The organism is Streptomyces sp. NPDC007084, from assembly GCF_040703595.1.
Taxonomy (GTDB): Bacteria; Actinomycetota; Actinomycetes; order Streptomycetales; family Streptomycetaceae; genus Streptomyces.
In genome coordinates this window covers 106,498-130,811 of record NZ_JBEYFY010000020.1, presented here as the reverse complement: position 1 = coordinate 130,811, position 24,314 = coordinate 106,498, and the positions used below count along the sequence as shown (strand labels likewise).

Annotated in this window: 20 protein-coding genes; 17 read left to right on the top strand and 3 right to left on the bottom strand. The window is 72.5% G+C overall.

Features of this window, described 5'->3' with window-relative positions; translation table 11 throughout:
• Window positions 1-118 precede the first annotated feature (118 nt).
• A complete protein-coding gene (gene bldD, locus AB0912_RS18875; RefSeq protein ID WP_037621142.1) occupies window positions 119-619 on the bottom strand; it encodes a transcriptional regulator BldD in 501 nt (166 codons plus the stop codon).
• Window positions 620-873: 254 nt separating this feature from the next.
• Between bldD and pyrR the strand changes: the two genes are divergently transcribed.
• The 14 genes from pyrR (at window position 874) to AB0912_RS18805 (ending at window position 17,700) form a co-directional block, all read left to right on the top strand.
• Window positions 874-1,464 (top strand): bifunctional pyr operon transcriptional regulator/uracil phosphoribosyltransferase PyrR, encoded by a 591-nt coding sequence (gene pyrR / locus AB0912_RS18870; protein WP_366701024.1) that lies wholly within the window; start codon window positions 874-876, stop codon window positions 1,462-1,464.
• 83 nt (window positions 1,465-1,547) lie between these two features.
• A complete protein-coding gene (locus tag AB0912_RS18865) occupies window positions 1,548-2,525 on the top strand; it encodes an aspartate carbamoyltransferase catalytic subunit (protein WP_366701022.1) in 978 nt (325 codons plus the stop codon).
• A 4-nt stretch (window positions 2,526-2,529) separates the two neighbouring features.
• Entirely contained in the window at window positions 2,530-3,816 is a 1,287-nt protein-coding gene (locus tag AB0912_RS18860; protein ID WP_366701020.1) for a dihydroorotase, read from the top strand.
• Window positions 3,813-4,379 (top strand): hypothetical protein, encoded by a 567-nt coding sequence (locus tag AB0912_RS18855; RefSeq protein ID WP_366701018.1) that lies wholly within the window; start codon window positions 3,813-3,815, stop codon window positions 4,377-4,379. Before AB0912_RS18860 ends, AB0912_RS18855 begins: the two co-directional genes overlap by 4 nt.
• Complete coding sequence (gene carA / locus AB0912_RS18850; RefSeq protein ID WP_366701016.1) at window positions 4,376-5,548, top strand: glutamine-hydrolyzing carbamoyl-phosphate synthase small subunit; 1,173 nt, start codon at window positions 4,376-4,378, stop codon at window positions 5,546-5,548. The genes AB0912_RS18855 and carA overlap by 4 nt, the downstream gene beginning before the upstream one ends.
• On the top strand, window positions 5,541-8,849 hold the full coding sequence (carB, locus tag AB0912_RS18845; RefSeq protein WP_366701013.1) for a carbamoyl-phosphate synthase large subunit: 3,309 nt from the start codon (window positions 5,541-5,543) through the stop codon (window positions 8,847-8,849). The genes carA and carB overlap by 8 nt, the downstream gene beginning before the upstream one ends.
• A 96-nt stretch (window positions 8,850-8,945) precedes the next feature.
• Complete coding sequence (locus AB0912_RS18840; RefSeq protein WP_366701011.1) at window positions 8,946-10,052, top strand: quinone-dependent dihydroorotate dehydrogenase; 1,107 nt, start codon at window positions 8,946-8,948, stop codon at window positions 10,050-10,052.
• Complete coding sequence (pyrF, locus tag AB0912_RS18835) at window positions 10,049-10,891, top strand: orotidine-5'-phosphate decarboxylase (protein ID WP_366701009.1); 843 nt, start codon at window positions 10,049-10,051, stop codon at window positions 10,889-10,891. The genes AB0912_RS18840 and pyrF overlap by 4 nt, the downstream gene beginning before the upstream one ends.
• 342 nt (window positions 10,892-11,233) lie before the next feature.
• Window positions 11,234-11,557, top strand: coding sequence for an integration host factor (locus AB0912_RS18830; protein ID WP_016638838.1), 324 nt, complete (start codon window positions 11,234-11,236; stop codon window positions 11,555-11,557).
• A 37-nt stretch (window positions 11,558-11,594) separates the two neighbouring features.
• Complete coding sequence (gene gmk, locus AB0912_RS18825; protein WP_366701007.1) at window positions 11,595-12,188, top strand: guanylate kinase; 594 nt, start codon at window positions 11,595-11,597, stop codon at window positions 12,186-12,188.
• A 37-nt stretch (window positions 12,189-12,225) separates the two neighbouring features.
• The gene (gene rpoZ, locus AB0912_RS18820) at window positions 12,226-12,498 is read left to right on the top strand and encodes a DNA-directed RNA polymerase subunit omega (protein ID WP_003982715.1); all 273 of its coding nucleotides are present in this window, start codon (window positions 12,226-12,228) and stop codon (window positions 12,496-12,498) included.
• Window positions 12,499-12,589: 91 nt separating this feature from the next.
• Complete coding sequence (gene coaBC, locus AB0912_RS18815) at window positions 12,590-13,792, top strand: bifunctional phosphopantothenoylcysteine decarboxylase/phosphopantothenate--cysteine ligase CoaBC (protein WP_366701005.1); 1,203 nt, start codon at window positions 12,590-12,592, stop codon at window positions 13,790-13,792.
• Between the two features lie 240 nt (window positions 13,793-14,032).
• Window positions 14,033-15,256 carry a methionine adenosyltransferase gene (metK, locus tag AB0912_RS18810; RefSeq protein ID WP_366701003.1) on the top strand — a complete coding sequence of 408 codons (1,224 nt, stop codon included), beginning with the start codon at window positions 14,033-14,035 and terminating at the stop codon, window positions 15,254-15,256.
• A gap of 269 nt (window positions 15,257-15,525) precedes the next feature.
• A complete protein-coding gene (locus tag AB0912_RS18805; protein ID WP_366701001.1) occupies window positions 15,526-17,700 on the top strand; it encodes a primosomal protein N' in 2,175 nt (724 codons plus the stop codon).
• Between the two features lie 127 nt (window positions 17,701-17,827).
• On the opposite strand, the gene AB0912_RS18800 is transcribed toward AB0912_RS18805, so the two are convergent.
• Window positions 17,828-18,367, bottom strand: coding sequence for a hypothetical protein (locus AB0912_RS18800; RefSeq protein ID WP_366700999.1), 540 nt, complete (start codon window positions 18,365-18,367; stop codon window positions 17,828-17,830).
• Window positions 18,368-18,716: 349 nt separating this feature from the next.
• Here AB0912_RS18800 and fmt point away from each other — a divergent pair, with 349 nt between their 5' ends.
• Both fmt and AB0912_RS18790 read left to right on the top strand, forming a co-directional pair.
• Window positions 18,717-19,649 carry a methionyl-tRNA formyltransferase gene (gene fmt / locus AB0912_RS18795; protein ID WP_366700997.1) on the top strand — a complete coding sequence of 311 codons (933 nt, stop codon included), beginning with the start codon at window positions 18,717-18,719 and terminating at the stop codon, window positions 19,647-19,649.
• Between the two features lie 78 nt (window positions 19,650-19,727).
• Window positions 19,728-21,161: a transcription antitermination factor NusB gene (locus AB0912_RS18790; RefSeq protein ID WP_366700995.1), complete on the top strand. Its 1,434-nt coding sequence runs from the start codon at window positions 19,728-19,730 to the stop codon at window positions 21,159-21,161.
• Window positions 21,162-21,209: 48 nt separating this feature from the next.
• Here AB0912_RS18790 and AB0912_RS18785 read toward each other — a convergent pair whose 3' ends face one another.
• Complete coding sequence (locus AB0912_RS18785; protein ID WP_366700993.1) at window positions 21,210-23,450, bottom strand: MMPL family transporter; 2,241 nt, start codon at window positions 23,448-23,450, stop codon at window positions 21,210-21,212.
• A gap of 134 nt (window positions 23,451-23,584) precedes the next feature.
• Between AB0912_RS18785 and rpe the strand changes: the two genes are divergently transcribed.
• The gene (rpe, locus tag AB0912_RS18780; protein ID WP_366700991.1) at window positions 23,585-24,271 is read left to right on the top strand and encodes a ribulose-phosphate 3-epimerase; all 687 of its coding nucleotides are present in this window, start codon (window positions 23,585-23,587) and stop codon (window positions 24,269-24,271) included.
• Window positions 24,272-24,314: the final 43 nt, after the last annotated feature.

Here is a 24,314-nt window from a genome sequence, read left to right as displayed (position 1 = left end):
GCCCACCCCGCCCCCCCGCGGGCCCCCGCGGGGGGCGCCCTAACACCCGCGGGGGGGCCCGCACCACCCTGGGCCGGCCCACCCCGGCGGCACGTTTCTGCTGAGGTGTGGTGCGGGATCAGCCCTCGTCGTGGGCGACCGCGCGGCGCGCGTCCGCGTCCAGCACGCCCCAGCTGATGAGCTGCTCGGTCAGCACCGAGGGGGACTGGTCGTAGATCACGGCCAGGGTGCGCAGGTCGTCCTGGCGGATCGACAGCACCTTGCCGTTGTAGTCACCGCGCTGCGACTGGATGGTCGCCGCGTAGCGCTGGAGCGGGCCCGCCTTCTCGGCCGGCACGTGGGCCAGCCGCTCCAGGTCGAGGACCAGCTTCGGCGGCGGCTCGGCGGCACCGCCGGGCGTGGTGCCCGGCAGCAGCTCCTGCACCGGAACCCCGTAGAAATCGGCCAGCTCGGCGAGGCGCTGGACGGTCACGGCGCGGTCGCCACGCTCGTACGAGCCGACCACGACGGCCTTCCAGCGGCCCTGGGACTTCTCCTCGACGCCGTGGAGGGAAAGGCCCTGCTGGGTGCGGATGGCGCGGAGCTTGGCCCCGAGCTGTTTGGCGTATTCGCTGGACATATAGCTCCCCGGACGCTGTATCAACGTGCGGCTCCGCCGCGCGGCTGGTGACTCTGGTGACTCACTGTGAGGTTACGCAGCGTTACTCTTCCCCGTCAAGCCGAAGGGGTAGGACCCAGTCCCCGCAAGGGAGTCACCGGGGGTGGCTCGAAGGGGGGTGATCAGGCGCGTTGCCGGGCTGGTACCGTGGATGGCGCAATTCCGACGTCCTTTAATGATCCGTCCCGTGAGGCGGAGAAGGAGGTCCGTTTCCCATGGACTCAGAGCAGGACAAGCAGCAGTACGAAGCCGATGCGCGGCCCGTTCTGGAGGCGCCCGACATCGCCCGGGTGCTGACCCGCATCGCCCACGAGATCGTCGAGCGCGCCAAGGGCGCCGACGACGTCGTGCTTCTCGGCATCCCGACCCGGGGCGTCTTCCTCGCCCGCCGGCTGGCCGACAAGCTCCAGGAGATCACCGGCCGCAAGATCCCGGTCGGCTCCCTCGACATCACGATGTACCGCGACGATCTGCGCATGCACCCGCCGCGTGCGCTGGCCCGCACCGAGATCCCCGGTGACGGCATCGACGGCCGCCTCGTCGTCCTCGTCGACGACGTGCTCTTCTCCGGCCGCACCATCCGGGCCGCGCTCGACGCGCTGAACGACATCGGCCGGCCGCGCGCCGTGCAGCTCGCCGTCCTGGTCGACCGGGGCCACCGCGAACTGCCCATCCGCGCCGACTACGTCGGCAAGAACCTCCCCACGTCGCTGCGGGAGACGGTCAAGGTCCAGCTCGCCGAGGAGGACGGTCGCGACACCGTGCTGCTCGGTGCCAAGCGGACCGCCCCGGACGAGCGTCAGTAGCACTCCGGCCGCGCGCCGCCGAGTGCGCTCCCGCGCGCCCGCATGCCCGAATCCTCCCTGAACTTCCCTACGGAGCCTGACAGATGCAGCGTCATCTCATCTCGGCCGCCGACCTCACCCGCGACGACGCCGTCCTGATCCTCGACACCGCCGAGGAGATGGCCCGGGTCGCCGACCGGCCGATCAAGAAACTGCCGACCCTGCGCGGCCGTACCGTCGTCAACCTCTTCTTCGAGGACTCGACGCGCACCCGGATCTCCTTCGAGGCCGCCGAGAAGCGCCTCTCCGCCGACGTCATCAACTTCACCGCCAAGGGGTCCAGCGTCTCCAAGGGCGAGTCCCTCAAGGACACCACCCAGACCCTGGAGGCCATGGGCGTCGACGCCGTGGTCATCCGGCACGGCGCCTCCGGAGCCCCGTACCGGCTCGCCACCTCCGGGTGGATCGACTCCGCCGTCATCAACGCGGGCGACGGCACCCACCAGCACCCCACGCAGGCCCTGCTCGACGCCTTCACCATGCGCCGCCGGCTCGTCGGCCGGGACGCCGGGATCGGCCAGGACCTGGAAGGCCGGCGCATCACGATCGTCGGCGACGTGCTGCACAGCCGGGTCGCCCGCTCCAACGTCGACCTGCTGCACACCCTCGGCGCCGAGGTCACCCTCGTCGCCCCGCCCACCCTGGTCCCCGTCGGCGTCGAGAACTGGCCCTGCGAGATCTCCTACGACCTCGACAGCACCCTCGCCAAGTCCGACGCCGTGATGATGCTCCGCGTCCAGCGCGAGCGGATGAACGCCGCGTTCTTCCCGACCGAGCGCGAGTACTCGCGGCGCTACGGCCTCGACGGCGAGCGCATGGCGAAGATGCCCGAGCACGCCATCGTGATGCACCCCGGCCCGATGGTCCGCGGCATGGAGATCACCGCCGAGGTCGCCGACTCCGACCGCTGCACCGTCGTCGAGCAGGTCGCCAACGGCGTCTCCATCCGGATGGCCGTGCTCTACCTGCTGCTGGGCGGCAACGAGCCCGCCGTCACCCACACCCGCACCGAGGAGAAGTAAGACCATGAGCAAGATCCTGATCCGTGGTGCGAAGGTGCTCGGCGGCGACCCCCAGGACGTCCTGATCGACGGCGACACCATCGCCGCGGTCGGCACCGGACTGCCGGCAAAGGGCGCCGAGGTCGTCGAGGCCGGCGGCAAGGTCCTCCTGCCGGGCCTGGTCGACCTGCACACCCATCTGCGCGAGCCCGGCCGCGAGGACTCCGAGACCGTCCTGACCGGCACGCGCGCGGCGGCGAGCGGCGGCTTCACGGCCGTGTTCGCCATGGCCAACACCTTCCCCGTCGCCGACACCGCCGGCGTGGTCGAGCAGGTCTACCGGCTCGGCCGGCAGCACGGCTACTGCGACGTCCAGCCGATCGGCGCCGTCACCGTCGGTCTGGAGGGCAAGAAGCTCGCCGAACTGGGCGCCATGCACGAGTCCGCCGCCGGCGTCACCGTCTTCTCCGACGACGGCAAGTGCGTGGACGACGCGGTGATCATGCGCCGCGCCCTGGAGTACGTGAAGGCCTTCGGCGGCGTCGTCGCCCAGCACGCCCAGGAGCCCCGCCTCACCGAGGGCGCCCAGATGAACGAGGGCGTCGTCTCCGCCGAGCTGGGACTCGGCGGCTGGCCCGCGGTGGCCGAGGAGTCGATCATCGCCCGCGACGTGCTGCTCGCCGAGCACGTCGGCTCCCGCGTGCACATCTGCCACCTGTCGACCGCCGGCTCCGTCGAGATCGTCCGCTGGGCCAAGTCCCGCGGCATCGACGTCACCGCCGAGGTCACCCCGCACCACCTGCTGCTCACCGACGAACTGGTGCGCACCTACAACCCCGTCTACAAGGTCAACCCACCGCTGCGCACCGAGAAGGACGTGCTCGCGCTGCGCGAGGCGCTCGCCGACGGCACGATCGACATCGTCGCCACCGACCACGCCCCGCACCCGCACGAGGACAAGGACTGCGAGTGGGCCGCCGCCGCCATGGGCATGGTCGGCCTGGAGACCGCGCTCTCCGTCGTCCAGCAGACGATGGTCGAGACCGGCCTGCTCGACTGGGCCGGCGTCGCCGACCGCATGTCCGTCAAGCCCGCGCTGATCGGCGGGGCCACCGGCCACGGACGCCCCGTCTCGGAGGGTGAGCCCGCCAACCTCACCCTGGTCGACACCGCATACCGTGGGGACGTGGACCCCGCGGGCTTCGCCTCGCGCAGCCGCAACACCCCCTACGAGGGCCGCGAGCTGCCGGGCAGGGTCACCCACACCTGGCTGCGGGGCAAGGCCACCCTCGTCGACGGGAAGCTCGCGTGACACCTCTCCTCCCCCTGGCCGCCGAACAGAAGTCGGCCGAAGTGACCGACTGGGCCGCCCGCATCGGCTGGCTCGTCGGCATCGTCCTGTTCATCGCGCTCGTCTACTGGCTGATGCGCGAGGGCTGGAAATGGCGCGGCACCCTCCAGGGCGACCTGCCCGACCTCCCCGCCGCGCCGGAAGACCCCGGCCCGGTGAAACTGAGCATGAGCGGCCGCTACCACGGCTCCACCACCGCCGGGCAGTGGCTCGACCGGATCGTGGCGCACGGCCTCGGCACCCGCAGCCGGGCCGAGCTCACGCTGACGGACGCGGGACTGGACGTCGTACGCCCCGGCGCGCGCGACTTCTTCGTCCCGGCCTCGCGGCTCCGCGAGGCCCGGCTCGACAAGGGCATCGCGGGCAAGGTCCTCACCGAGGGCGGACTGCTCGTCGTCACCTGGCAGCACGGCGACCGGCTGCTCGACTCCGGGTTCCGCTCGGACCGGGCGGACGAGCACGCGGCCTGGGTCGAGACCCTGAACACCATGATCGACTCGACGGAAACGGAAGGCGCACGATGACGACCTCCACCCAGGGGAACGCCTCGCAGAGGAAAAAGGCGCTTCCCGCCGTACTCGTCCTGGAGGACGGCCGGGTCTTCCGCGGCCGCGCCTACGGGGCCGTGGGGGAGACCTTCGGCGAAGCGGTGTTCTCCACCGGCATGACCGGCTACCAGGAGACCCTGACCGACCCCTCCTACCACCGCCAGGTCGTCGTGATGACCGCCCCGCACGTCGGCAACACCGGCGTGAACGACGAGGACCCCGAGTCCCGGCGCATCTGGGTCTCCGGCTACGTCGTCCGCGACCCCGCCCGCGTCCCCTCCAACTGGCGCTCCCGCCGCTCCCTCGACGAGGAGCTGAGCGCCCAGGGCGTCGTCGGCATCAGCGGCGTCGATACCCGCGCCCTCACCCGCCACCTCCGCGAGAGCGGCGCCATGCGCGTCGGCATCTTCTCCGGCGAGGCCCTGCCCGACGAGGGCACCATGCTCGCCAAGGTCCGCCAGGCACCCGAGATGAAGGGCGCGAACCTCGCCGCCGAGGTCGCCACCCAGGAGACCTACGTCGTCCCCGCGATCGGGACGAAGAAGTTCACCGTCGCCGCCATCGACCTCGGCATCAAGGGGATGACCCCGCACCGGATGGCCGAGCGCGGCATCGAGGTGCACGTGCTGCCCGCCACCGCCACCGCCGAGGACGTCTACGCCGTGAACCCGGACGGTGTCTTCTTCTCCAACGGCCCCGGCGACCCCGCGACCGCCGACGGCCCCGTCGCCGTCATGCGCGAGGTCCTCGCCCGCAAGACCCCGCTCTTCGGCATCTGCTTCGGCAACCAGATTCTCGGCCGGGCCCTCGGCTTCGGCACCTACAAGCTGAAGTACGGCCACCGCGGCATCAACCAGCCGGTGCAGGACCGTACGACCGGCAAGGTCGAGGTCACCGCGCACAACCACGGCTTCGCCGTCGACGCCCCGCTCGACAAGGTCTCCGACACCCCCTACGGCCGCGTCGAGGTCTCCCACGTCTGCCTCAACGACAACGTGGTGGAGGGCCTTCAGCTGCTCGACCAGCCGGCCTTCAGCGTCCAGTACCACCCCGAAGCGGCGGCGGGACCGCACGACGCCGCCTACCTGTTCGACCGCTTCACGTCTTTGATGGAAACAGCTCCGATGGAGGGCCAGCGTGCCTAAGCGCACCGATATCCAGTCCGTCCTGGTCATCGGCTCCGGCCCGATCGTCATCGGCCAGGCCGCCGAGTTCGACTACTCCGGCACCCAGGCGTGCCGCATCCTGCGCGCCGAGGGCCTGCGGGTCATCCTCGTCAACTCCAACCCGGCGACGATCATGACCGACCCGGAGATCGCCGACGCCACCTACGTCGAGCCGATCACCCCCGAGTTCGTCGAGAAGATCATCGCCAAGGAGCGGCCCGACGTCCTGCTGCCGACCCTCGGCGGCCAGACGGCCCTGAACACCGCGATCTCCATGCACGAGCAGGGTGTGCTGGAGAAGTACGGCGTCGAACTGATCGGCGCCAACGTCGAGGCCATCAACAAGGGCGAGGACCGCGACCTCTTCAAGGGAGTCGTCGAGGCCGTCCGCCAGAAGATCGGGCACGGCGAGTCCGCCCGCTCCGTGATCTGCCACACCATGGACGACGTCCTCGCGGGCGTCGACACCCTCGGCGGCTACCCCGTCGTCGTCCGCCCCTCCTTCACCATGGGCGGCGCCGGCTCCGGCTTCGCCCACGACGAGGAGGAGCTGCGCCGCATCGCCGGCCAGGGCCTCACGCTCTCCCCGACCACCGAGGTGCTCCTCGAGGAGTCCATCCTCGGCTGGAAGGAGTACGAGCTGGAGCTGATGCGCGACAAGAACGACAATGTCGTGGTCGTCTGCTCCATCGAGAACTTCGACCCCATGGGCGTCCACACCGGCGACTCGATCACCGTCGCCCCGGCGATGACGCTGACCGACCGCGAGTACCAGCGGCTGCGCGACATCGGCATCGCGATCATCCGCGAGGTCGGCGTCGACACCGGCGGCTGCAACATCCAGTTCGCGGTCAACCCCGAGGACGGCCGCATCATCGTCATCGAGATGAACCCGCGCGTCTCGCGGTCCTCGGCGCTCGCCTCCAAGGCCACCGGCTTCCCGATCGCCAAGATCGCCGCCAAGCTGGCCGTCGGCTACACCCTGGACGAGATCCCGAACGACATCACCGAGAAGACCCCGGCTTCCTTCGAGCCGACTCTCGACTACGTCGTCGTGAAGGCCCCGCGCTTCGCCTTCGAGAAGTTCCCCTCCGCCGACTCCACCCTCACCACCACCATGAAGTCGGTCGGCGAGGCCATGGCCATCGGCCGGAACTTCACCGAGGCGCTCCAGAAGGCGCTGCGCTCGCTGGAGAAGAAGGGCAGCCAGTTCACCTTCGTCGGCGAGCCCGGCGACAAGGCCGAGCTGCTGCGCGAGGCCGTCCGCCCCACCGACGGCCGGATCAACTCCGTCATGCAGGCCATCCGCGCGGGCGCCACCCCCGAGGAGGTCTTCGACGCGACGAAGATCGACCCCTGGTTCGTCGACCAGCTCTTCCTGATCAAGGAGATCGCCGACGAGCTGGCCGCCGCCGACAAGCTCGACCCCGAGCTGCTCGCCGAGGCCAAGCGGCACGGCTTCTCCGACACCCAGATCGCCGAGATCCGCGGCCTGCGCGAGGACGTCGTCCGCGAGGTGCGGCACGCGCTCGGCGTCCGCCCGGTCTACAAGACGGTCGACACCTGCGCCGCCGAGTTCGCCGCCAAGACGCCGTACTTCTACTCCTCCTACGACGAGGAGAGCGAGGTCGCGCCCCGCGAGAAGCCCGCGGTGATCATCCTGGGCTCCGGGCCCAACCGCATCGGCCAGGGAATCGAGTTCGACTACTCCTGTGTCCACGCCTCCTTCGCGCTGAGCGACGCGGGCTACGAGACCGTGATGGTCAACTGCAACCCCGAGACCGTCTCCACCGACTACGACACCTCCGACCGCCTGTACTTCGAGCCGCTGACGCTGGAGGACGTGCTGGAGATCGTCCACGCGGAGACCCTTGCCGGACCCGTCGCCGGTGTGATCGTCCAGCTCGGCGGCCAGACCCCGCTCGGCCTGTCGCAGGCCCTCAAGGACAACGGCGTACCGGTCGTCGGCACCTCGCCCGAGGCGATCCACGCCGCCGAGGACCGCGGCGCCTTCGGCCGCGTCCTCGCCGAGGCGGGCCTGCCGGCCCCCAAGCACGGCACGGCCACCACCTTCACCGAGGCCAAGGCCATCGCCGACGAGATCGGCTACCCCGTCCTCGTCCGCCCCTCGTACGTGCTCGGCGGCCGCGGCATGGAGATCGTCTACGACGAGACGCGGCTGTCCTCGTACATCGCCGAGTCGACCGAGATCAGCCCCTCCCGGCCGGTGCTCGTCGACCGCTTCCTGGACGACGCGATCGAGATCGACGTCGACGCGCTGTACGACGGCCGGGAGCTGTACCTCGGCGGTGTCATGGAGCACATCGAGGAGGCCGGCATCCACTCCGGCGACTCGGCGTGCGCCCTGCCGCCGATCACCCTCGGCGGGTTCGACATCAAGCGGCTGCGCGCCTCCACGGAGGCCATCGCCAAGGGCGTCGGCGTGCGCGGCCTGATCAACATCCAGTTCGCGATGGCCGGCGACATCCTCTACGTGCTGGAGGCCAACCCGCGCGCCTCGCGCACCGTCCCCTTCACCTCGAAGGCGACCGCGGTGCCGCTCGCCAAGGCCGCCGCCCGCATCTCGCTGGGCGCGACCGTCGCCGAACTGCGCGCCGAGGGGCTGCTCCCGGCACACGGCGACGGCGGCACCCTGCCGCTGGACGCGCCGATCTCCGTCAAGGAGGCCGTCATGCCGTGGTCCCGCTTCCGCGACATCCACGGCCGCGGCGTCGACACGGTGCTCGGCCCGGAGATGCGCTCCACCGGCGAGGTCATGGGCATCGACTCGGTGTTCGGCACCGCCTACGCCAAGTCCCAGGCGGGCGCCTACGGTCCGCTGCCGACCAAGGGCCGCGCCTTCATCTCGGTCGCCAACCGCGACAAGCGCTCGATGATCTTCCCGGCGCGTGAACTCGTCGCCCACGGCTTCGAGCTGCTCGCCACCTCCGGCACGGCCGAGGTGCTCAAGCGCAACGGGATCAACGCCACGGTGGTGCGCAAGCAGAGCGAGGGCACCGGCCCGAACGGCGAGAAGACCATCGTCCAGCTCATCCACGACGGCGAGGTCGACCTCATCGTCAACACCCCCTACGGCACCGGCGGCCGGCTCGACGGCTACGAGATCCGTACGGCCGCCGTCGCCCGAGCCGTCCCCTGCCTGACGACGGTCCAGGCGCTCGCCGCCGCCGTCCAGGGCATCGACGCGCTCAACCACGGAGACGTGGGCGTGCGCTCGCTCCAGGAACACGCCGAGCATCTGACCGCCGCGCGCGACTAGCGGCCCTGAGGGGGGACACCGGACGGTGTCCCCCCTCTTCATGAGGCCCCCTATCCCGCCTGAGGCCCCCACCGGGCTCTTCCGAGGACACGATTCATGTACCAGCTCGTCTTCAACCTCCTCTTCAAGCGGATGGACCCGGAGCAGGCCCACCATCTCGCCTTCCGCTGGATCCGGCTCACCGCCCGCGTCCCCGTCCTGCGCACCTTCGTCGCCGCCGCGCTCGCCCCCCGCCACAAGGAACTGCGCACCGAGGCGTTCGGGCTGCGCATGCACGGCCCCTTCGGACTGGCCGCCGGCTTCGACAAGAACGCCGTGGCCATCGACGGCATGGCGATGCTCGGCTTCGACCACGTCGAGATCGGCACCGTCACCGGCGAGCCCCAGCCCGGCAACCCCAGGAAGCGGCTGTTCCGCCTGGTCCCCGACCGCGCGCTGATCAACCGAATGGGCTTCAACAACGACGGCTCCGCGGCCGTCGCCGAGCGCCTGGCCACCCGTACGCCCGTCTTCCGGACCGTCGTCGGCGTCAACATCGGCAAGACCAAGGTGGTCCCCGAGGAGGAGGCCGCCGGCGACTACGTGAAGTCGACCGAGCGGCTCGCCCGGCACGCCGACTACCTCGTGGTGAACGTCTCGTCCCCGAACACCCCCGGCCTGCGCAACCTCCAGGCCACCGAGGCGCTGCGCCCGCTGCTCAGCGCGGTCCGCGAGGCCGCCGACCGCTCGGTCACCGGCCGCCGCGTCCCGCTCCTCGTCAAGATCGCGCCCGACCTCGCCGACGAGGACGTCGACGCGGTCGCCGACCTCGCCGTGGAACTCGGCCTCGACGGGATCATCGCGACGAACACCACCATCGCGCGCGATGGCCTCGGCCTGACCTCCGACCCCGCCCTGGTGGGGGAGACCGGCGGACTGTCCGGCGCCCCGCTCAAGGCCCGCTCGCTGGAGGTGCTGCGCCGCCTCTACGCGCGCGTGGGCGACCGCATCACCCTGGTCGGCGTCGGCGGCATCGAGAACGCCGAGGACGCCTGGCAGCGCATCCTCGCCGGCGCCACGCTGGTCCAGGGCTACAGCGCCTTCATCTACGAGGGCCCCTTCTGGGGCCGCGCCATCCACAAGGGACTCGCCGCCCGGCTGCGGACGAGCCCGTACGCCACCCTCGCCGACGCTGTCGGCGCCGACGTGAGGACCTCCCGATGAGCCTGGAACCCTTCGGCGCCCGGCTGCGCCGCGCCATGGACGAGCGGGGCCCGCTGTGCGTGGGCATCGACCCGCACGCCTCCCTGCTCGCCGACTGGGGACTGTCCGACGACATCGCCGGCCTGGAGCGGTTCAGCCGCACGGTCGTCGAGGCGCTCGCCGACCGGGTCGCCGTCCTGAAGCCGCAGAGCGCCTTCTTCGAGCGGTTCGGCTCCCGCGGCGTCGCCGTCCTGGAGAAGTCGGTCGAGGAGGCCCGCGCCGCCGGGGCCCTGGTCGTGATGGACGCCAAGCGCGGTGACATCGGCTCGACCATGGCCGCCTACGCCGAGACCTTCCTGCGCAAGGACGCGCCGCTCTTCTCGGACGCGCTGACCGTCTCGCCCTTCCTCGGCTACGGCTCGCTGCTGCCCGCCGTCGAGCTGGCCCGCGAGTCCGGCGCCGGGCTCTTCGTCCTCGCGCTCACCTCCAACCCGGAGGGCGGCGAGGTCCAGCACGCCCTGCGCGAGGACGGGCGCAACGTCGGGGCGACGATGCTGGCGCACCTGGCCGTCGAGAACGCGGGGGAGACCCCGCTCGGCTCCTTCGGCGCGGTCGTCGGCGCCACCCTGGGCGACCTGTCCTCCTACGACCTCGACATCAACGGCCCGCTCCTCGCGCCCGGCATCGGCGCCCAGGGAGCGACGGCGGCCGATCTGGCGGGAGTCTTCGGACCGGCGGTGCGCAACGTCGTCCCGAACGTGAGCCGGGGTGTCCTCCGGTTCGGTCCGGACCCGGTCGCCCTGCGTTCCGCCGCGGACCGCTTCGCGGAGGAGATCAGGGCCGCCCTCACGGCCGCCTGAACCCTTCCCGGCCCTCCGGAACCGCCCGCTCGGCCCTCCGGAACCGCTCGCTCGGCGTTCGAAAACGGCCCCGGTGGCGCTCCGGAACCGTCCCGGCGGCGGTCTTCCGGAGGCCCCGGGCCGCAATACATTCTCAAATCCGGGGCGTTATGTCGGGAATGTCGGGCTCCAGGGAGGCTGACCAGGACTTTTCCGCTGTTCTCGCTGACTCTGGCGCACTAGCCCGCTAGTCTCCGTCGAGAGAACGGGCAAGCGTGTGTTGCTCGTACCTCCCCAGGTGTGGGGCGACTAGGTTCCTCACCGGTCCGTATCCGACAGTTCGACATCCGAGGTGACGTAGGCGTGGCTCTTCCGCCCCTTACCCCTGAACAGCGCGCAGCCGCGCTCGAAAAGGCCGCCGCGGCTCGCCGGGAGCGGGCCGAGGTCAAGAATCGACTCAAGCACTCCGGCGCCTCGCTTCACGAGGTCATCAAGCAGGGTCAGGAGAACGACGTCATCGGCAAGATGAAGGTCTCCGCCCTGCTGGAGTCGCTGCCGGGCGTGGGCAAGGTCCGCGCCAAGCAGATCATGGAGCGACTCGGGATCTCCGAGAGCCGCCGCGTTCGCGGTCTCGGCTCGAATCAGATCGCCTCTTTGGAGCGCGAGTTCGGCGGTTCCGGCGCCTGAGTCCTGGGCACCCCGGGATTGCTGGAATAATCGCCGCATGGCTGCAACACCCCGGGGGACGTCCCCCGTACCCCCGGACGTACGTCCGCGGCTGACCGTGCTCTCCGGCCCCTCCGGGGTCGGCAAGAGCACGGTCGTCGCTCATATGCGCAAGGAACACCCCGAGGTCTGGCTCTCGGTGTCGGCGACGACCCGCAGGCCCCGCCCCGGTGAGAAGCACGGAGTCCACTACTTCTTCGTCTCCGACGACGAGATGGACAAGCTGATCGCCAACGGCGAGCTGCTGGAGTGGGCCGAGTTCGCCGGCAACCGCTACGGCACCCCCCGGGCCGCCGTACTGGAGCACCTGGAGTCGGGCGTCCCCGTGCTCCTGGAGATCGACCTCCAGGGCGCGCGCCAGGTCCGCGAGTCCATGCCCGAGGCGCTGCTCGTGTTCCTGGCCCCGCCCTCCTGGGAGGAACTGGTCCGCCGGCTCACCGGCCGGGGCACCGAATCCCCCGAGGTGATCGAGCGCCGCCTCGCCGCGGCGAAGGTCGAACTGGCGGCCGAGCCGGAGTTCGATGTCACCCTGGTCAACACCTCCGTCGAGGACGTGGCGCGTGAGCTGCTAGCCTTGATGGAAGTTGTTTGATCTTTCAGGTCAATTTCCACCTTTCGGAAGGCAGAGCGTGTCCTCTTCCATCACCGCTCCCGAGGGCATCATCAACCCTCCGATCGACGAGCTCCTCGAGGCCACCGACTCGAAGTACAGCCTGGTGATCTACGCGGCCAAGCGTGCCCGCCAGATCAACGCGTACTACTCGCAGCTCGGCGAGGGCCTCCTCGAGTACGTCGGTCCGCTCGTCGACACCCACGTCCACGAGAAGCCGCTGTCGATCGCCCTGCGCGAGATCAACGCGGGACTGCTGACGTCCGAGGCCGTCGAAGGCCCCGCCCAGTAGTCGTTCACATCCTCATCCCAGGCCCGGCGGCGCGACCGCCGGGCCTGTGGTGTGTCATGGAGTCGTACGTTTCCGAGCGCGGGGAGAGACGGTGGACAAGCCGAGGGTCGTCCTGGGAGTCAGCGGTGGCATCGCCGCCTACAAGGCCTGTGAGCTGCTGCGACGGCTGACCGAGTCGGGCCACGACGTACGGGTCGTGCCCACCGCCTCGGCCCTGCACTTCGTCGGCGCCGCCACCTGGTCAGCGCTCTCGGGCCACCCCGTCTCCACCGAGGTCTGGTCCGACGTCCACGAGGTCCCGCACGTCCGCATCGGGCAGCAGGCCGACCTCGTGGTGGTGGCCCCCGCGACGGCCGACATGCTGGCCAAGGCGGCCCACGGCCTCGCCGACGACCTGCTCACCAACACCCTGCTCACCGCCCGCTGTCCGGTCGTCTTCGCGCCCGCCATGCACACCGAGATGTGGGAGCACCCGGCCACCCGGGAGAACGTGGCGACCCTGCGGCGCCGTGGCGCGATCGTCATCGAGCCCGCCGTCGGCCGGCTGACCGGCATCGACACCGGCAAGGGCCGGCTGCCCGACCCGGGGGAGATCTTCGAGGTCTGCCGCCGCGTCCTCGCCCGGGGCGTCACCGAGCCGGACCTCGCCGGACGGCACGTCGTCGTCAGCGCCGGCGGCACCCGCGAACCCCTCGACCCCGTCCGCTTCCTCGGCAACCGCTCCTCCGGCAAGCAGGGGTACGCCCTCGCCCGCACCGCCGCCGCGCGCGGTGCCCGCGTCACCCTGATCGCCGCGAACACCGGCCTGCCGGACCCGGCCGGGGTCGACGTGATCCAGGTCGGAACCGCCGTGCAGCTCCGCGAGGCCGTGCTGAAGGCGGCCCCGGACGCCGACGCCGTGGTCATGGCCGCCGCCGTGGCCGACTTCCGCCCCGAGACGTACGCCACCGGAAAGATCAAGAAGCGGGACGGCCGGGAACCGGACCCGATCGTCCTCGTCCGCAACCCCGACATCCTCGCCGAGATCTCCGCCGACCGGGCGCGCCCAGGACAGGTGGTCGTCGGCTTCGCGGCCGAGACGGACGACGTCCTCGCCAACGGGCGCGCGAAGCTGGCCCGCAAGGGCTGCGATCTGCTCGTGGTGAACGAGGTAGGCGAGAGCCGCACGTTCGGCTCCGAGGAGAACGAGGCCGTGGTGCTCGGCGCCGACGGCAGCGAGACGCCCGTACCCCACGGACCGAAGGAAGCGCTGGCCGACACCGTGTGGGACCTGGTGACACGCCGACTGGGGTGAATGTCTCATCCGGCCCTTTCGGACGTCCCGAAACCCGCGAAATCGGGCGTGGCGACCCTGGCGGACCCCGGTGGCCATGGCGCAGAATGCCCGTGCCGCAGGTCACAGGCTTTCCGAGAGGCGAGACAGGCGTCCCGCGGCCGAGCGCGACCGATAAACTGTTCACGGACGACGCCGGGCGCAGCCCCCGGCCCGTCCACCCATGATCAGCCAGCAGCCGCTGCAACCACAGGGAGCGTTGTGTCCCGTCGCCTGTTCACCTCGGAGTCCGTGACCGAGGGTCACCCCGACAAGATCGCTGACCAGATCAGCGACACCATTCTCGACGCGCTTCTGCGGGAGGACCCGACGTCCCGGGTCGCCGTGGAGACGCTCATCACCACCGGCCTGGTGCACGTGGCCGGAGAGGTCACGACCAAGGCGTACGCGCCGATCGCGCAGCTCGTCCGGGACAAGATCCTGGAGATCGGCTACGACTCCTCGAAGAAGGGCTTCGACGGGGCGTCCTGTGGCGTGTCGGTGTCGATCGGCTCCCAGTCCCCGGACATCGCGCAGGGTGTCGACACGGCGTACGAGAGCCGGGTCGGGGGTGCCTCCCAGGGGGACGAGGGTGACGAGCTGGACCGGCAGGGTGCGGGCGACCAGGGCCTGATGTTCGGGTACGCGACCGACGAGACCCCGAACCTGATGCCGCTCCCGATCCACCTCGCGCACAAGCTCTCGCGCCGGCTGTCCGAGGTCCGCAAGAACGGGACCATCCCGTACCTGCGCCCCGACGGCAAGACCCAGGTCACCATCGAGTACGACGGCGACAAGGCGGTCCGGCTGGACACCGTCGTCGTCTCCTCGCAGCACGCGTCGGACATCGACCTGGAGTCCCTGCTCGCCCCGGACATCCGCGAGTTCGTCGTGGAGCCCGAGCTGAAGGCCCTCCTCGACGACGGCATCAAGCTGGAGACCGAGGGCTACCGCCTGCTGGTGAACCCGACCGGCCGCTTCGAGATCGGCGGCCCGATGGGCGACGCCGGCCTCACCGGCCGCAAGATCATCATCGACACGTACGGCGGCATGGCCCGCCACGGCGGCGGCGCCTTCTCCGGCAAGGACCCGTCCAAGGTCGACCGCTCCGCCGCGTACGCGATGCGCTGGGTGGCGAAGAACGTCGTCGCCGCGGGCCTCGCCTCCCGCTGCGAGGTCCAGGTCGCGTACGCCATCGGCAAGGCCGAGCCGGTCGGTCTGTTCGTGGAGACCTTCGGCACCGCCAAGGTCGACGCCGAGAAGATCGAGACCGCCATCTCCGAGGTCTTCGACCTCCGCCCGGCGGCCATCATCCGCGACCTCGACCTGCTGCGTCCGATCTACTCGCAGACCGCCGCCTACGGCCACTTCGGCCGCGAGCTGCCGGACTTCACCTGGGAGCGGACGGACCGGGTGGACGCGCTCCGCAAGGCCGCGGGCCTGTAGTCCCGCGTTCTCGGCCCGATCCGTGAGGCCCGGCACCCTTGGTGCCGGGCCTCACGGCTGCCCGGAGGGCGACGCCGAGGCGAGGGAAGCGGAGGGCGGCGGGGGCGCGGGAATTGACGGCCGGGTCCGCTCCGCGCATGTCCAGGCATGTCCCAGGCCCGTGTGCGGTGGCGTGTGGTGGATTCCTGGTGCGATGGCGCGTCGCGGGCCGTGGCCGGGCCGGTCTGGGGGCCGGGGCGGTGTCGGTGGGGTCTGGTAGGAATACTGCTGTGAGCAGCGCGAACGGGCGGCCGGGGGCCGGCGCGGACGAGACGGGCGGCGCGGACGGCGCGCCGCCCGAGCAGCTTGCGCTGATCCGGGAGACGGTCCGCCGATCGAAGGAGCCGAAGGCGCCGAAGGCCAAGCCGCGGACCTGGCGCGGGGCCGCGGTCGCCAAGGAACTGCCCGTCGCGCGGGTCCTGGTCGACAAAGGGGTGCTGCACCTCGACCGCTACTTCGACTACGCCGTGCCCGAGGACCTCGACGCCGCCGCCCAGCCGGGCGTGCGGGTGCGGGTCCGGTTCGGCGCCGGAGGGCGCACCGTGCGGGACGGTCGCCGCGAGGGCGGCGGACTGATCGACGGGTACCTGATCGAGCGGGTCGCCGAGTCCGACTACTCCGGTCCGCTCGCCGCCCTCGCCCAGGTCGTCTCGCCCGAGCCCGTCCTCGGACCCGAACTGCTGGGACTCGCCCGCGCCGTCGCCGACCGGTACGCGGGATCGCTCGCCGACGTGCTGCAACTGGCGGTGCCGCCCCGGCACGCGCGGGCCGAGGCGCGGGAGTCGCCGCCGCCCCCGCCGCCGCCCGCCGCTCCCGAGCCCGGCACCTGGCGGCGGTACGGGCGGGGAGCGGACTTCCTCGCCTCGCTCGCCTCCGGCGGTGCCCCGCGCGCCGTATGGACCGCGCTGCCCGGACCGGAGTGGGCCGAGGAGATCGCCCGCGCCGTACAGGCGACCCTCGCCTCCGGGCGCGGCGCCCTCGTCGTCGTGCCGGCTGGCCGTCCCACCGCCCGGGTCGACGCGGCGCTGCGGGCCCTGCTGGGAGAGGGCCGGCACGCGGTGCTGACCGCCGACGCCGGACCCGAGCGGCGCTACCGGGAGTGGCTCGCCGTACGGCGCGGTGCCGTACGGGCCGTCGTCGGCACCCGAGCCGCCATGTTCGCGCCGGTCCGCGACCTCGGACTCGTCGTCGTGTGGGACGACGGCGACGCCGGACACAGCGACGACAACGCCCCCTTCCCGCACGTCCGCGAGGTGCTGGAACTGCGCGCCGCACGGGACAAGTGCGGCTTCCTGCTGGGCGGTTGGACCTGCACGGTGGAGGCGGCGCAGTTGGTCGAGAGCGGCTGGGCCCTGCCGCTGGCCGCCGACCGCGAGCAGGTGCGCGCCGCCGCGCCGCTGGTGCGGACCGTCGGGGACGGCGATCTCGCGCGCGACGAGGCGGCCCGCGCCGCGCGGCTGCCCACACTGGCCTGGCAGGTCGTACGGGAGGGGTTGCGGCGGGGGCCCGTACTGGTCCAGGTGCCCCGGCGTGGCTATGTGCCCCGGATGGCGTGCGCCCAGTGCCGGGCGCCCGCCCGCTGCCGGCACTGCGCGGGCCCGCTGGAGGCGCAGGACGCGCGGGCACTGCGCTGCGCCTGGTGCGGGCGCGACGAGACCGCCTGGCACTGCCAGGAGTGCGGCGGCTTCCGGCTGCGCGCCCAGATCGTCGGCGCGCGCCGGACCGCCGAGGAACTGGGGCGCGCGTTCCCGGCCGTGCCGGTGCGCACCTCCGGGCGCGAGCAGGTGCTCGACACGGTGTCCGGGACCCCCGCCCTGGTGGTGAGCACCCCGGGCGCCGAACCGGTCGCCGAGGGCGGGTACGCGGCGGCCCTGCTGCTCGACGGCTGGGCCATGCTCGGCCGCCCCGACCTGCGCGCCGGAGAGGACGCGCTGCGCCGGTGGATCGGCGCGGCGGCCCTCGTGCGCCCGCAGGGCGAGGGCGGCACGGTCGTGGTGGTGGCCGAACCGACCCTGCGGCCCGTCCAGGCGCTCGTGCGCTGGGACCCCGTCGGGCACGCGGTGCGCGAACTCGCCGAGCGGGCCGAGCTGGGCTTCCCGCCGGTCTCCCGGATGGCGTCCGTGACCGGCACCCCGGAGGCGCTCGCCGGATTTCTCGCCGGCGCCGAACTGCCGCCCGACGCCGAGGTGTTGGGGCCCGTTCCGGTACCGGCCGCGGAGGCCGCGCGCGGACGCGGGCCCGGTGGGCCGCCCGCCGGGGAGCCGGTGGAGCGGGTCCTGGTCCGCGTACCGCCGGGCAGCGGCGCCGCCCTGGCGACGGCCCTGAAGACGGCCCAGGCCGCCCGCATGGCCCGTGGCGGCCAGGAGCCCGTACGGATCAGGATCGATCCGCCCGACATCGGGTGACGCCGGACCTGGACGGGCACGTGCGCCGGTACGAAGGCCCCCATCCCGGGGCGAGGCGGGGCGGACATGCGACTGCCTCCCGGGGCCCTGGCCGGGAGGCAGTTCCTGTGTCCGTGCGGGGGAGTGGTCAGCCGTTGCGCGGGCCCGGGAAGGCAGTGGGCCTGACCTCGTCGCGGAACGAGCTGCCGGCCGTCGGCTGGGTCGGCATCGAGCGGGCGGCGGGGACCGTGGGCACCGCCGGGAGCCCCGCGCCGACGGAGACCGTACGGGTGCTCGCCGCCTCGGTGGCGCGCTCCGCCTCGGCGGCGGCCTGGGCGGCGGCGCGGCGGGCGCCGTAACGCCGGTGCACCGCCTGCTTGGTGACGCCGAGGGCCGATCCCACCGCGTCCCACGAGAAGCCGAGTGAGCGGTCGAAGTCCACGGCGGCGGTGACCAGGGTCTCGACACTGTCCCGCAGCTCCTGGGCGAGGCGGACGGTCGGCGCGGGGGCACGCCCGTAGACGACGAAGCCCGTGGAGGGGCCGGAGCGGCGCGGGCGGTAGACGTTGCCCAGCTGGGCGGTGAGCGTGCGCAGTGCGTCCACCTGCCGGCGGACCCGCTCGATGTCCCGCACCAGCAAGTGCAGGCTGGCCCGAGCCTGGGCGTCGTGGGTTGCGTGGTCGGCCATGAACAAGCCTCTCGAACCGGCGTTGAATAGGATCGGGCCGCGATCGCGGCCCGCTGTGGTCAACTCTTCCTTGACCAACGCGTGGACGGGTGAGTGGTCACGCTGCGGGGGCGTGAGGACATACGCACGGGGCGCACCGGGGGACGTACGCCCCCTGTGATGCCGTCGGCGCGCCCCCGGGGCCCCGCGTCCGCGAGATCGGCTGCCCAGGCCCCCGGACCCGGCCCGGGAGAACCCCCGAGCCCGCCCGCCACGGGCGGCATAGACTGGTGCGCTGCCCCGCGCCGTGCCCTTCCGGGCTCGCGCGCGGGCCCGGAACAGCTCCCGCCCGAGAGGCCAACCGCCACCCATGAAGCTCGTCTTCGCAGGCACCCCCGAGGTCGCCGTTCCCGCCCTGGACGCCCTGATCGCCTCCGGGCGGCACGAGGTGGCCGCCGTCGTGACCCGGCCGGACGCGCCCGCCGGACGCGGGCGACGGCTCGTCGCGAGTCCGGTCGCCGCGCGCGCGGAGGAGGCCGGGATCGAGGTGCTCAAGCCGGCGAAGCCCCGCGACGAGGAGTTCCTGGCCCGGCTCCGGGAGATCGGCCCCGACTGCTGCCCCGTCGTCGCCTACGGCGCGCTGCTGCCCCGCGTGGCCCTCGACGTGCCCGTGCACGGCTGGGTCAACCTGCACTTCTCGCTGCTGCCCGCCTGGCGCGGCGCCGCCCCCGTGCAGCACGCGATCATGGCCGGCGACGAGATCACCGGCGCCTCCACCTTCCTGATCGAGGAGGGCCTCGACTCGGGCCCCGTCTACGGGACGGTCACCGAGGAGATCCGGCCCACCGACACCAGCGGCGACCTGCTGACGCGGCTCGCGTTCGCCGGTTCGGGCCTGCTCGCCGCCACCATGGACGGCATCGAGGACGGCACCCTCAAGGCCGTACCGCAGCCCGCCGACGGGGTCAGCACCGCCCCGAAGATCACCGTCGAGGACGCCCAGGTCGACTGGGCCGCGCCCGCCCTGCGGGTCGACCGCGTGGTGCGCGGCTGCACGCCCGCCCCCGGCGCCTGGACCGCCTTCCGGGACGAGCGGCTCAAGCTCATCCAGGTCGCCACCGTGCCCGACCGCACCGACCTCGCCCCCGGCGAGCTGTCCGTCGCCAAGAACAACGTGTACGTGGGCACCGGCTCGTACGCCGTCGAGCTGCTCTGGGTGCAGGCGCAGGGCAAGAAGCCGATGCGCGCGGCCGACTGGGCCCGCGGGGTGCGCATCCCCTCCGGGGAGCGGCTCGGGGTCTGACCTCGCCCCACGGCCGGCCCGCGCCCCGCGGCGTAGGCTGATGAACGCACCTTTTCCCGGATCCGGAGCACCTTTTTCGTGAGTGAGCAGTCCCGTCGGCCGAACAAGCCCGGCAAGCCCTACCGCCGCCCCCAGAAGGACCCGGTCCGCATGCTCGCCTTCGAGGCGCTGCGGGCCGTGGACGAGCGGGACGCGTACGCCAACCTCGTCCTGCCGCCGCTGCTGCGCAAGGCACGGGAGAAGGGCGACTTCGACGGCCGGGACGCCGCGCTCGCCACGGAGCTGGTCTACGGCACGCTGCGCCGCCAGGGGACGTACGACGCCGTCATCGCGGCCTGCGTCGACCGGCCGCTGCGCGAGGTCGACCCGCCGGTCCTCGACGTGCTCAGCCTCGGGGTCCACCAGCTCCTCGGCACCCGCATCCCCACCCACGCCGCCGTCTCCGCCTCGGTGGAGCTGGCCCGGGTGGTGCTCGGCGACGGGCGCGCCAAGTTCGTCAACGCCGTGCTGCGCAAGGTCGCGCGGCAGGACCTCGACGCCTGGCTGGAGCAGGTCGCGCCGCCCTACGACGAGGACCCCGAGGACCACCTCGCCGTCGTGCACTCGCACCCCCGCTGGGTCGTCTCCGCGCTGTGGGACTCCCTGGGCGGCGGCCGGGCCGGCATCGAGGACCTGCTGGAGGCCGACAACGAACGCCCCGAGGTGACGCTCGTCGCCCGGCCCGGACGCTCCACCGCCGACGAACTCCTCGGCTCGCTGGAGGAGGACTCGGCGCTGCCGGGCCGCTGGTCGCCGTACGCCGTGCGGCTCTCCGAGGGCGGCGAGCCCGGCGCGATCGACGCCGTGCGGGAAGGGCGCGCGGGCGTCCAGGACGAGGGCAGCCAGCTCGTCGCCGTCGCGCTCGCCAACGCGCCGCTGGAAGGGCCCGACCGGGTCTGGCTGGACGGCTGCGCGGGCCCCGGCGGCAAGGCGGCGATGCTCGCGGGTCTCGCCGCCCGGCGCGGGGCCACGCTGCTCGCCTCCGAGAAGCAGCCCCACCGGGCCGGACTGGTCGCCAAGGCGCTCGCCGGGAACCCCGGCCCCTACCAGGTCATCGCCGCCGACGGCACCCGCCCGCCGTGGCGCCCCGGCACCTTCGACCGGGTCCTGATGGACGTGCCCTGCACGGGCCTGGGCGCCCTGCGCCGGCGCCCCGAGGCCCGCTGGCGGCGCCGGCCCGAGGACCTCGACGGCTTCGCCCCGCTCCAGCGCGGGCTGCTGCGCACCGCCCTCGACTCGGTGCGGGTCGGCGGAGTCGTCGGCTACGCGACCTGCTCGCCGCACCTCGCCGAGACCCGCGCGGTCGTCGACGACGTCCTCAAGCACTACGAGGGCGGCTCCGCCGAACTCCTCGACGCCCGCCCGTTGCTGCCCGGCGTCCCGGCCCTCGGCGACGGGCCCGACGTCCAGCTGTGGCCGCATCTGCACGGCACGGACGCGATGTATCTGGCGCTCATCCGCCGCACGGGCTGACCGGCTGACCAACCGACCGGCCGACCGGGCCGGCGAGGTTCCTTGGCCTCAGCCCTGGGGAGCGGCCCGTGGCGGTGCCTCCCCGGGCTTCGGCGGGCCGGGATCGGGCGGGCCCGGATCAGGCGGGAGCGGATCGGGCGGGGGCGGTGATCCGCCGTCCTTGCGCCCGCCGTCCTCCTGCCGGCCGTCCTCGCGCGCCAGCCGGCTCGGCCACCACACCCTCGCGCCCACGTCGAGGAAGAGCGAGGTCACCAGCACCGAGCGCACCACGAAGGTGTCGAGCAGCACGCCGAAGGCGACCGCGAAGCCGATCTCGGCGAACCCCACCACCGGCAGGGTGCCCAGCGCGGCGAACGTGCCCGCGAGGACCAGGCCCGCCGAGGTGATCACCGCCCCGGTGGTGGCGAGGCCCGTGACCACCCCCGGCCGGGTGCCCTGCCGGGCCGCCTCCTCGCGGACCCGGGTGGTCAGGAAGATGTTGTAGTCGATCCCGAGCGCCACCAGGAACACGAAGACGAACAGCGGGAAGGACACGTCCTCGCCCGCGTAGTCGAAGACGTGCCGGAAGGCCAGCGCGCTCACACCGAGGGCGGCGGCCAGCGAGAGCACCACGGTCCCGATCAGCAGCAGCGGCGCGACCAGGGCCCGCAGCAGCACACTCAGCACCAGCAGGACCACGACCAGGACGAGCGGAATGACCAGGTAGTTGTCGTGTGTCTGCGCGTCCTCCATGTCCAGCAGGGCCGCGGTGCCGCCGCCCACCTTCGCGTCGGCGTCCGGCAGCGCGTGCACGGCGCCCCGTACCCGGTCGACCGTCTCCTTGGCCGCGTCGCTGTCGGACGGATCGCGCAGCGTCGCCTCGAACAGCACCCGGCCGTCGTGCTCCGGCGCCGTGCCCGGCGGCACCCCGATGCTCGCGGGCACCACCCCCGGGTCCGCCGCCACGGTACGGCGGACCCGGTCGCCCGCCGCCGCGTCGGACACCACCACCAGCGGATCACCGGCGCCCGCGGGGAAGTAGCGCTCGGAGACCTGCTGGCCGACGACCGAGTCCGGTTTCCCGGTGAACTGGTCCGCGCCGGGGATGCCCGCCGCCCGGAGCTGCACGAGCCCGACCGACAGCGCCGCCAGGACCAGCGCCGTACCGATCCAGGTCGTCCGGGGCCGCCGGGCGATACGGGACCCGACGCGTGCCCAGAAGCCGCCGCGCGTCGGGTCCGACGAGCCGACGTGCGGCACGGCGGGCCAGAAGATCCAGCGCCCGGACACCAGCAGCAGGGCGGGGAAGAGGGTGAGCATCGCCAGCAGGGCCACGGCCACGCCGATCGCCGCGACCGGACCGAGCCCGCGGGTCGAGTTCATCTCGGCGACCAGCAGCACCAGCATGCTCAGGACCACCGTCGCCCCCGAGGCGAGGACCGCCGGGCCCGCCCGGTTCAGGGCGAGCGCCATCGCCTCGTGGCGGTCCTCGTGCCGGCGCAGTTCCTCCCGGTAGCGGGCGACCAGCAGCAGGGCGTAGTCGGTGCCCGCGCCGAACACCAGCACCGTGAGGATGCCCGCGCTCTGCCCGTTGACGGTCAGCCCGGCACGGGTCGCCAGCAGATAGATCAGCGCCTGGGCGGTGAACAGGGCGACGATGACCCCGAGCAGCGGCACGAACAGCAGGGTCGGGCTGCGGAAGGTGATCAGCAGCATCACGATGACCACGGCCATCGCCGCGTAGAGCAGGGTCGAGTCGATGCCCTCGAAGGCCTTGGCGGAGTCCGCGGAGGTGCCGCCCGGCCCGGTGATGTGCACGGCGAGGCCGTCGCCGCCCCGGCCCGTCACATCGCGGACCGAGTCGACGGCGGGCGCGATCCGCTGCCAGCCGGCCGCGTCCATGGTGATCGGCACGTAGATCTGCGCGGCCCGCGGAGCGGCCGGCCGGTCGAAGACGGGCCCCCGGGTCTCCGCCCCGCGGATGCCGTGGTCCCGCAGCGTCCTGAGCTGCCGGACGTCCTCGGCGATCTGCCTCCGGTCGCGCGCGGTCAGTCCGCCCTCACGGGCGTAGACGACGACGGCCGGGATCTGTTCGGGACGGAACTCGCCCGAGATGTCGAGGACTTGGGTCGACTCCGCCGAGCCGGGCAGCCAGGACTGGGCGTCGTTGTCCTGGGCGTCGCTGAGCTTCATGCCGAGCGGGGCCACGAAGACGAGCACCAGCAGCCACAGGACCAGCACCAGCCACTTGGACCGGCGCCCGCACACCACCGCGATGCCCGCCCGCTTCCAGGCGCCGAGCCGCTTCATGCCCACCCCCGAGGCCGGACGCAGTGCCGCCGAGACGCCCAGAATGGCACGCGCGGGGCCCGTCGCACAGCGGCGAGGAGACCGAGGTCCGGACCGAGGAGAGCAACCGGCCCGGAACATGGCAGGCTTGGGGCATGGCCGCGCAGATCAACCCCAGCATCCTGTCCGCCGACTTCGCCCGACTCGCCGACGAGGCGGCGGCGGTGAAGGGCGCCGACTGGCTCCATGTCGACGTCATGGACAACCATTTCGTACCGAACCTCACCCTCGGGGTGCCGGTCGTGGAGTCCCTGGCGCGCGCGACAAAGACTCCGCTGGACTGCCATCTGATGATCGAGGACGCCGATCGGTGGGCGCCCCAGTACGTGGAAGCGGGGGCCGGCTCGGTCACCTTCCACGTGGAGGCGGCCGCGGCGCCGGTCCGGCTCGCCCGCGAGATCCGGGCCAAGGGGGCCCGCGCCTCGATGGCGCTCAAGCCGGCGACGCCCATCGAGCCGTACGAGGATCTGCTGCCCGAACTCGACATGCTGCTGATCATGACCGTCGAGCCCGGATTCGGGGGCCAGGCCTTTCTCGACATCATGCTCCCGAAGATCCGCCGCACCCGCGAGTTGATCAAAAAGCACGGTCTCGAGCTGTGGCTCCAGGTCGACGGCGGCGTCTCGGCCGCCACCATCGAGCGCTGCGCCGACGCCGGAGCCGATGTCTTCGTCGCCGGATCGGCCGTCTACGGGGCCGCGGACCCCGCCCAGGCGGTCCGTGCACTGCGCACCCAGGCCGAGGACGCGACGGCGCGCGCCTCCTGGGCGTGCGACCACTGAACCAAGGGAACGTGAACGCCGCCCATCGGGGCGGATCAAGTCC